The following is a 3,304-nucleotide window of genomic DNA, read 5'->3' as shown; positions in this document are numbered from 1 at the left end:
AGGGCCTCGGCCCTCTCTCCCTTCTCTCCATCACGTCCGTTGCCTTTCTCTACGAGCGTCCAACCCCCAGTTCGTTACCAGCCCGTCTTTCTTAGCCCCCGCATTTCACCACCGATACGACCCTCAGATTCTTAAAAGTTCCTTTTATGAGATCGTCACGATGCGGACATTTTTTCCTTCGATCTGTTCCGTCCGGAAGGTTACGGGTAAGTTTCGTTGCACCAGACGATTTGCCTCGACCTCGAGGTTTTCGCGCATTGCTTCCCGCTCATTCTCCGCAAAGATCCCCTGGTATTCCACGTAGGGACCTTCGGGGAAATGAAACCCTTTCGTGGGCACCAGCGAGACTCCGAGGGAGGTCAGCGCCGAGTCGATTAGATGCCCCGCCGAATGGTTTCGGCGGTTGAGCGCGCGCCGGGTCTCATCGACAGCCATCTGCGCACTCTGGCCCACCGAAAATGGGCCTGCCGAAAACCGACCGATGTGAACGACAACATTGTCTCGAAAACGGACTTCTTCCACGAAAAACTTCTCTTGGTCGGATGAGATTTCCCCCTGATCGTACGGTTGGCCGCCGCCCTGCGGATGAAAGAGTGTTTGGTCGAGAACGACTTCGTATCGGCCGTCTGTAGTCGGATGTAAAGAAAGAATTACGGCACCCCCTTGAACCGATACGCATCTTCCAAATAAATGAGCTTCGTCGGGTTCATGCGGTGGTGCCGAGGGGGGGCCAGAAAATGGGCCTCCGTAACAGGTTGCAACGATTCGGGAAATCAACAATATCAAACCGATAGCCATTTTTGGAGTTCGGTGGAGTTCACGCCAGTTCACCCGTTTTCAGTGACGATGTTACTACGGCGTTACCATGTGCATGGTGTCGGATGTTGGCGGTGGATTCTCAATTCCGTTGTGATTTTTCTCGAAGGTCCAACTCACCCAGCCTGAGATTATAAATTTCGACACCATCATCGTTCTTTTCCGATAGCCAGACGGAATAAAGAACGGGTTCGAGCTTGAGATCTTTGAAGAGATTGAGAATTTCATCCGTGCGCCTCATGGAAGGATAGGCTTCGGATGTCGTACACGCTTTGGATAGCCGGGGTAACTGATGAACATCGGCGAGCGGGAGTTCACCTGCTACGTGCGATCGTCGCGAGGGCCCTTTCAAGTATCTTCCAACGCGATGCCGAGGGTTTTCGTCGTCTGGATTTCTCCAGAAGACTAGAGACGAGTTCTCAACAATTGTATCTGAACGAAGGACTTGCCCCGAACATTGCTGCTCTCCAGCAACCGTGCAGACACTCCTGGTAAGTTCACGTTCATCATCGGTGGATATGGGAATGCGCGTGACAAGTACGACGAAGTCTGCGCGGGTGTCGATATGGAAGCATTGAGCGGATATATTTCGGTTTCGAAGGAACTCAATGATTTCTTTCTGAATTCCCGAAGTATCCGACACGAAATTTTTGAACTTTATCTCGTAGTTATGCATCACCCGTCTCATCGCCGGAGCGGCGTTTATTGGAGTGCATAACGCTAACGCTAGTAACGACGCGCTTGTCATTAAGAAGCGTGTTAAAGGTTTATGGAACTCGCCGTTTTCTACGGACAAGCTAGAAACGCCTCACATTGAACCCGAACGTTATTAACGTCGTCAGGAGATTCACCAATTTGAATTTCGAGGTCGTAGGTGGTCCAACAACTGGAAAGATCCCCAAACATCATTGCTGGAGTCTTAGTCTTTGTTTCAACTCCATGGATTTTCTGAATAATGGCGCCCGTCACAACACCCGCGGAAATCGTTTTATTTTCGTAGATTCTTTTGGAACAGGAGGCCAAAACTGGTCCGTCTCCCAGGCCCGCCAACCACAACCGAACCTCGTTTGGAGACTCCAACCTTACCTCTTTCTTCCCAAGCACTTTTGCATCCGCCAAAGCCAAAGACGTACACAACAGAAGCGAAGTAAACATCACGGAAACATATCGATTCATAAAGACCTCCCGATGAATTTGGAATTCAATAGCTTCAGTATCATCAATTTCTGTGCCAGGGAATATGAGCACAAATAATTATTGATTGCGACCGAGTTGTCGCAATTTTTAAGTCGCACCTTCCGCACAGCCGGGCGACTATTTTTCTTTAAATTCGCAGGACGAGAGCTGTCCTTTTTGAGGTGAACCAGGTTGACGCATGAACGGGTGGTTCCTATAGTGACTAAAAGATCCGCAAATGATTGAACACAACCAGAGGGGAGTGAACCGCCTGTTATCTATCGGGCACTCTAATCATTCGCTCGATATCTTCCTCAAACTTTTAAAGCGGCAGGAAATAGAAGTCCTGGTTGACGCTCGCTCCCAACCCTACTCGCGATTCTCGCCGCACTTCAACCGTCCGGCTTTGGAGAAGGCAATCACCAACATTGGAATCAAATACCTGTTCATGGGCGAGGAACTTGGTGGTCGACCCACGGAAGACGAGTTTTACGATTCGGAAGGGCACGTTCTATACGCGCGCCTTGCTGAATCTCCACAATTTCTGGAGGCTATTGCACGTCTCGAAACAGGTCTTGGCAAGTACCGCGTTGCGCTCCTTTGCAGTGAGGAAGATCCGACGAACTGCCACCGACGTCTACTTGTAAGTCGCGTGCTCGCCACCCGCGGGATCTCAGTCAATCATATTCGAGGCGATGGACGCATTGAGACCGAGAAGGAACTGCAGGCCAAAGAGGGGCGATTACGTGACAGAGGGCAAAAGTCGCTTTTCGCTTCCCAAGAGGAGAACGTATGGAGATCTATACAATCGGTTTCACAAAGAGGACGGCGGCAGAGTTCTTCGAGACACTGAAGCGCACGGGCGTGAAACGCCTGCTTGACGTCCGTCTAAACAACTCCTCGCAACTTGCTGGCTTCACGAAAAAGGAAGATCTCCCTTACTTCTTAAAGGAGATCGCCGGTGCTGAGTACATTCACGAGCCATTATTCGCTCCAACGCACGATCTGCTTAACGATTACAAGAAGCGTAATGGGAGTTGGCATGATTACGAAATACGTTTCTTGAAGCTGCTGGAAGAGCGCCAGGTGGAAGGTAAGATCCGTCGGCAGCTCTTCGAAATTCCGACAGTTTTGCTTTGTAGTGAACGAATGGCGGATCATTGTCACCGACGGCTAGTGTCCTGAGTCAGTGAATTCGCGATAGTTCTTTTCATGTATGAGCCTGGAGAGTGCCGGAGGCGTAGCGGGCGATTTTCTCCAGGATCTGATCGGCGGTCTTGGTCCAAACAAAGGGTTGAGGCGCTTTGTTGGA

General features: G+C 50.5%; 5 protein-coding genes. 2 read left to right on the top strand and 3 right to left on the bottom strand.

Annotated features, from left to right (window positions below; all coding sequences use genetic code 11):
* Nucleotides 1-144 precede the first annotated feature (144 nt).
* The 3 genes from VI895_09545 to VI895_09535 form a co-directional block, all read right to left on the bottom strand.
* Nucleotides 145-780, bottom strand: a complete 636-nt coding sequence (locus VI895_09545; GenBank protein HLG20040.1) for an alanine--tRNA ligase-related protein — start codon at nt 778-780, stop codon at nt 145-147.
* 118 nt (nt 781-898) lie between these two features.
* Complete coding sequence (locus VI895_09540) at nt 899-1,057, bottom strand: hypothetical protein (protein ID HLG20039.1); 159 nt, start codon at nt 1,055-1,057, stop codon at nt 899-901.
* A 545-nt stretch (nt 1,058-1,602) separates the two neighbouring features.
* Nucleotides 1,603-2,064 carry a hypothetical protein gene (locus VI895_09535; GenBank protein ID HLG20038.1) on the bottom strand — a complete coding sequence of 154 codons (462 nt, stop codon included), beginning with the start codon at nt 2,062-2,064 and terminating at the stop codon, nt 1,603-1,605.
* A gap of 166 nt (nt 2,065-2,230) precedes the next feature.
* Between VI895_09535 and VI895_09530 the strand changes: the two genes are divergently transcribed.
* Both VI895_09530 and VI895_09525 read left to right on the top strand, forming a co-directional pair.
* A complete protein-coding gene (locus VI895_09530) occupies nt 2,231-2,845 on the top strand; it encodes a DUF488 domain-containing protein (protein ID HLG20037.1) in 615 nt (204 codons plus the stop codon).
* An 11-nt stretch (nt 2,846-2,856) separates the two neighbouring features.
* Complete coding sequence (locus VI895_09525; protein ID HLG20036.1) at nt 2,857-3,177, top strand: DUF488 domain-containing protein; 321 nt, start codon at nt 2,857-2,859, stop codon at nt 3,175-3,177.
* Nucleotides 3,178-3,304: the final 127 nt, after the last annotated feature.

This window comes from Bdellovibrionota bacterium (genome assembly GCA_035292885.1).
In the GTDB taxonomy this organism is placed as follows: Bacteria; Bdellovibrionota_G; JALEGL01; order JALEGL01; family DATDPG01; genus DATDPG01.
This window is presented reverse-complemented; position numbering and strand designations above follow the sequence as displayed.

Excerpts from the sequence above, each read along its gene's own strand:
- VI895_09540 (HLG20039.1), bottom strand. The coding sequence starts at position 1,057 with ATGAGGCGCACGGATGAAATTCTCAATCTCTTCAAAGATCTCAAGCTC.
- VI895_09530 (HLG20037.1), top strand. The coding sequence starts at position 2,231 with ATGATTGAACACAACCAGAGGGGAGTGAACCGCCTGTTATCTATCGGG.